Raw genomic sequence first — 3,312 nt, 5'->3', positions numbered from 1 at the left:
TGCAGGTCGGAACTTACCCGACAAGGAATTTCGCTACCTTAGGATGGTTATAGTTACCACCGCCGTTTACTGGGGCTTAAATTCTCAGCTTCGCCTTGCGGCTAACCGGTCCTCTTAACCTTCCAGCACCGGGCAGGCGTCAGTCCGTATACATCGTCTTGCGACTTGGCACGGACCTGTGTTTTTAGTAAACAGTCGCTTCCCACTGGTCTCTGCGGCCTTACAGCGCTTCCTGGAGCAAGTCCATTCACGCCTCAGGCCCCCCTTCTCCCGAAGTTACGGGGGCATTTTGCCGAGTTCCTTAACCACGATTCTCTCGATCTCCTGAGTATTCTCTACCTGACCACCTGAGTCGGTTTGGGGTACGGGCGGCTGGAACCTCGCGTCGATGCTTTTCTCGGCAGCATAGGATCACCCACTTTTCATCCGCATCGTGTCTCAGCCACGTGAGCGACGGATTTGCCTATCGCTCGGCCTACGCACTTGCCCCGGGTCAACCATCGCCCGGGTTGGGCTACCTTCCTGCGTCACACCTGTTAATACGCTCACTCCACCAGATGGGGTCGCATGCCGCCTCACGATCGTCCCCGAAGGGATCCACGCGTCTTGGGATGCTTAGCACTCCTGATTTCATGTGGGCGGTTCTTCGCCGGTACGGGAATATCAACCCGTTGTCCATCGACTACGCCTGTCGGCCTCGCCTTAGGTCCCGACTTACCCAGGGCAGATTAGCTTGACCCTGGAACCCTTGGTCTTCCGGAGGACGGGTTTCTCACCCGTCTTTCGCTACTCATGCCTGCATTCTCACTCGTGTGGCCTCCACGGCTGGTTTCCACCGCCGCTTCACTGCCCACACGACGCTCTCCTACCCATCAACACGGCTGGACCACGAAGGCCTACCTGTATATGTCAATGCCACAACTTCGGTGGCGTGCTTGAGCCCCGTTACATTGTCGGCGCGGAATCACTTGACCAGTGAGCTATTACGCACTCTTTCAAGGGTGGCTGCTTCTAAGCCAACCTCCTGGTTGTCTGTGCAACTCCACATCCTTTCCCACTTAGCACGCGCTTAGGGACCTTAGTTGGTGGTCTGGGTTGTTTCCCTCTCGACGATGAAGCTTATCCCCCACCGTCTCACTGCTGCGCTCTCACTTACCGGCATTCGGAGTTTGGCTGACGTCAGTAACCTGGTGAGGCCCATCGGCCATCCAGTAGCTCTACCTCCGGCAAGAAACACGCAACGCTGCACCTAAATGCATTTCGGAGAGAACCAGCTATCACGAAGTTTGATTGGCCTTTCACCCCTATCCACAGCTCATCCCCTCCATTTTCAACTGAAGTGGGTTCGGTCCTCCACGACGTCTTACCGTCGCTTCAACCTGGCCATGGATAGATCACTTCGCTTCGGGTCTAGGACCTGCGACTGAATCGCCCTATTCAGACTCGCTTTCGCTACGGCTGCCCCACACGGGTTAACCTCGCCACAGATCACTAACTCGCAGGCTCATTCTTCAAAAGGCACGCTGTCACCCCAACAAGGAGGCTCCAACGGTTTGTAAGCAAACGGTTTCAGGTACTATTTCACTCCCCTCCCGGGGTACTTTTCACCTTTCCCTCACGGTACTTGTCCGCTATCGGTCATCTGGGAGTATTTAGGCTTATCAGGTGGTCCTGACAGATTCACGCGGGATTTCTCGGGCCCCGCGCTACTTGGGATACCTCTCCGGCCGGCCAGGCATTTCGACTACGGGACTCACACCCACTCCGGTCCGCCTTTCAATGCGGTTCGTCTATACCTGACGCGTCACCGTGACTGCACGGCAGTACAGTCCGAAAGGTCCCACAACCCCGACCATGCAACCCCTGCCGGGTATCACACATGACCGGTTTAGCCTCTTCCGCGTTCGCTCGCCACTACTTACGGAATCACGGTTGTTTTCTCTTCCTGTGGGTACTGAGATGTTTCACTTCCCCACGTTCCCTCTACCCGCCCTATATATTCAGGCGGGAGTCACCAGGTCACCCAAAGGGCCTGGCGGGGTTTCCCCATTCGGAAATCCTCGGATCACAGCTCGTTTATCAGCTCCCCGAGGCTTATCGCAGATTACGACGTCCTTCTTCGGCTCCAGATGCCAAGGCATCCACCGTTTGCTCTTAGAAACTTGAAATCACATGAGTTCGATCGAATTCGTGCAGCACCGAAGTGCTGCGAAATTGACCAATGATTAGTCACACACGCTCCGAAGAACGCATGATCGAAATCTTTGTGAAACAGCCCAAAGGGCTGCTTCTAAGATGCTCGCGTCCACTATGTAGTTCTCAACAGACGGCCAGAACCCCCACCCCACCGAACCAAACGCTCGGCTTCGTGAAGGCCTGAAGGGAAACCATCCCCAACCGAAGCGCCGAAACGCCCAGGCCATGTCCGGTCCCTCAGGACCCAACAGCGTGCAACGTGCCCGACCGGCCGGCCCCCACCGTTCCAACCCACCGAAGCGGGCGTACTAGATCTGAACCATTCAGACGAGCACCTACGTTCAATGTTCCACCCATGAGCTCCCAGCAGACACGGTCGGTCTGATCTGGGACTCCTGGAACCAGCAAGCTGGTCCAGTGCTCCTTAGAAAGGAGGTGATCCAGCCGCACCTTCCGGTACGGCTACCTTGTTACGACTTAGTCCTAATCACCGATCCCACCTTCGACGGCTCCCTCCACAAGGGTTAGGCCACCGGCTTCGGGTGTTACCGACTTTCATGACTTGACGGGCGGTGTGTACAAGGCCCGGGAACGTATTCACCGCAGCGTTGCTGATCTGCGATTACTAGCGACTCCGACTTCATGAGGTCGAGTTGCAGACCTCAATCCGAACTGAGACCGGCTTTTTGGGATTCGCTCCGCCTTACGACATCGCAGCCCTTTGTACCGGCCATTGTAGCATGCGTGAAGCCCAAGACATAAGGGGCATGATGATTTGACGTCATCCCCACCTTCCTCCGAGTTGACCCCGGCAGTCTCACATGAGTTCCCACCATTACGTGCTGGCAACATGCGACGAGGGTTGCGCTCGTTGCGGGACTTAACCCAACATCTCACGACACGAGCTGACGACAACCATGCACCACCTGTAACCGAGTGTCCAAAGAGTTCCCGATTTCTCGGGCGTTCTCGGTCATGTCAAGCCTTGGTAAGGTTCTTCGCGTTGCATCGAATTAATCCGCATGCTCCGCCGCTTGTGCGGGCCCCCGTCAATTCCTTTGAGTTTTAGCCTTGCGGCCGTACTCCCCAGGCGGGGCGCTTAATGCGTTAGCTACG

At 56.2% G+C, this 3,312-nt stretch carries 2 rRNA genes; both read right to left on the bottom strand.

The annotated features are described in order from the left end of the window. A 23S ribosomal RNA gene (locus tag ACFVS8_RS19575) occupies positions 1 to 2,168 on the bottom strand; the annotation flags it as partial. Positions 2,169 to 2,624: 456 nt separating this feature from the next. Next, positions 2,625 to 3,312: ribosomal RNA gene (locus tag ACFVS8_RS19570) — 16S ribosomal RNA — on the bottom strand; the annotation flags it as partial.

It is taken from the genome of Agromyces sp. NPDC058110 (assembly GCF_042884735.1).
GTDB lineage: Bacteria > Actinomycetota > Actinomycetes > Actinomycetales > Microbacteriaceae > Agromyces.
The sequence above is the reverse complement of the archived record's forward strand: the minus strand, read 5'-3'. Positions and strand labels throughout refer to the sequence as shown.